This window comes from Roseomonas rosulenta, from assembly GCF_016106005.1.
Taxonomy (GTDB): Bacteria; Pseudomonadota; Alphaproteobacteria; order Acetobacterales; family Acetobacteraceae; genus Neoroseomonas; species Neoroseomonas rosulenta.
Genome location: NZ_JACADR010000444.1, coordinates 1 through 2,350 on the forward strand (window position 1 = coordinate 1; position 2,350 = coordinate 2,350).

General features: G+C 76.6%; 2 protein-coding genes. Both read left to right on the forward strand.

Annotation, left to right across the window (positions count from 1 at the left end; genetic code table 11):
- The coding region (locus HW578_RS25580; protein WP_198373531.1) for a heparinase II/III domain-containing protein at positions 1-1,529 on the forward strand (1,529 nt) is incomplete at its 5' end.
- The coding region (locus HW578_RS25585; protein WP_198373532.1) for a hypothetical protein at positions 1,526-2,350 on the forward strand (825 nt) is incomplete at its 3' end. The genes HW578_RS25580 and HW578_RS25585, both read left to right, overlap by 4 nt.

Below are 2,350 nucleotides of genomic sequence, written 5' to 3' on the forward strand. Positions count from 1 at the left end.
CGTCGATGGGGCCATGCCAGCGCGACGCACCCGACGCGCCCGGCGGCGCGCCGCGACAGGCGGGTGCGTCGCGCTGGCATGGCCCCTTCGACGGTGCCGCGCATGCGCTGGACCTCGACCTCTTCGCCGCCGGCGACATCCGGCCGGTGTGGGAGGCCAACCGCCTGCTGCCGCTGCTGGCGCTGGAGACGCCCGCCGCCGAGTCGCTGCTGGCCGATTGGGCCGCCGCCAACCCGCCCTTCCGCGGCCCCGCCTGGGCCTGCGGGCAGGAGGCGGCGCTGCGCGCGCTGCATCTGTGCCTCTTTGCCGCGCTGCGTGGGGAAGGACGCGTGCCGCGCGCGCTGCACGCGGCGCATGCCCGGCGCATCGCGGCCACCCGCGCCTATGCCGCCGCGCAGGACAATAACCACGCGGTCAGCGAACCGGCGGGGCTCTTCGCGCTCGGCCTCGCGCTCGACGACGCCGCGCTGGCACGGCGCGGCGCGCGTGGCCTGGTGCGGGCGGTGGCACGGCTGGTGGCACCCGATGGCGCCTTCGCGCAGGCATCGCCGGGCTATCACCGGCTGCTGCTGGACACGCTCTCGCTCGCCGAATGGTTCCGCCGCCGCCATGGCGCGCCGGCCTTCGCCGCGCCCTTCGCCGAACGCGCGGCCGCGGCGACGCTGTGGCTGCACCGCGTCGCGACGCCAGGCGGCGCGCTGCCGCGCTCGGGAGCAGGCGACGATTCCGCGCTGGCCGACCTCTCCGGGGGCGGACCGGCGGATGCGCGCGGCAGCATCGAGCGCGCCGCGCGGCTGTTCTGCGCCGCCAGCGCAGGGCACCGCGACGATTTCGGCTGCGGCGTCCTGGGCATCGCCTGCCCGGAGGCCACGCTGCCGCGCGGCGGCGCCTGGCGCAGCGCGGGCTGGCAGGGCGAGACGCGCGGCGCGCTCTCCGTCCTGCTGCGCACCGGCGCACCGCTGCGCTTCCGCCCGGCCCAGGCCGACCTGCTGCACTTGGAACTGTGGCACGGCGAGACGGCGCTGCTGCGCGATGGCGGCACCGGCGCCTACAATCCGCCGCCCGGCTGCGCCTGGTGGACCGATGCGCTGTCCGGCACCGCCGGGCACAACACCATCGCCTTCGATGGCGAGGACCAGATGCCGCGCGTCTCGCGGTTCCTGTTCGCGCGCTGGCCGGCCTGCCGTGCGCTGCCCGACGGCGCGGCGCTGCGCGACTGGCGCGGGCGGCGGCACACGCGGCGCGTCGTGCTGGAGGACCGACGCCTGACCGTCGAGGACCACGTCGGCGGCCCCTTCGCCGCGCTGGCGCTGCGCTGGCGCCTCGCGCCCGAGGACTGGCAGCTGACCGGAACGGGCGTCGAAGCGCCCTGTGCGCGCATCGCCATCACCAGCGATGCGCCGCATCGGCTGCGCCTGGTGCAGGGCTGGGAAAGCCCGGCCTATGGCGTGGTGGTGCCCGCGCCTGTGCTCGAGGTCTCGGCCCGCGCGCCGATCACGCGCCTGACCACCGTGCTGGAGGTGCGATGATGCCGCTGCCCCTGCTGCTGCGTGGGCTGTGGGGCTGGCGCCGCGGGCTGTGCGTCGCCACGCTGCTGCTCTGGGCCGCCGGCGCGGCGACGGTGCTGATGATGCCGCGCGCGCATGTCGCGCAGGCGGTGGTGGCGCCGGCCGAGACCACCTCCTTCGCCGTCTCCTCGCTGCTGGCGCCATCGCCCTTCGCACCTGGCGGGCTGCTCGACACGCGGCCCAACGGGAACTTCGCGATCTACCTGGGCGCCATGCGCAGCCCCGAGGCCGCGGCGCTGCTGGCGCGCGAGACGGCCCTGCCAGCCTGGATCGAGGCGCGGCGCAGCCAGGGCCCCGGCGGGCTGCTGCGCGCGCTCACCGGCGGCGATCGTCTGGTCGATGTCGACGACGTGCAGGACTGGCTCGAGCGCAACCTGGCGGTCACACAATCCCTCGCCTCGGTGACCTGGACGCTGGAACTGCCGCATGCCGACCCGGCGCTGGCGCTAGACGCGCTGCGCCGCCTGCATGCCTTCGCCGAGGCCAAGGTGCGCGCCGACCTGGCGGAACAGGCGGCGCGCCGCGTCGCCGCGCTGGAGCGGCGCCTGGCGCGCGAGAGCGACCTCTTCCTGCGCAACAGCCTGTACGAGTTGCTGGCGCAGCAGCAGCGCGCCGGCCTGGTGGTCGCGGCGGACGAAGCGGTGGCCGCACGGCTGGTCTCGGCCCCGATGGTCGAGGGGCGGCCCTCCCTGCCGAACCGGCCGCTGCTGCTGGGCCTGCTGGCGCTGGCGGCGCCGCTGGCGGTGCTGACGCTGGGCGCGGCGCTGCTGCTGCTGCGCCAC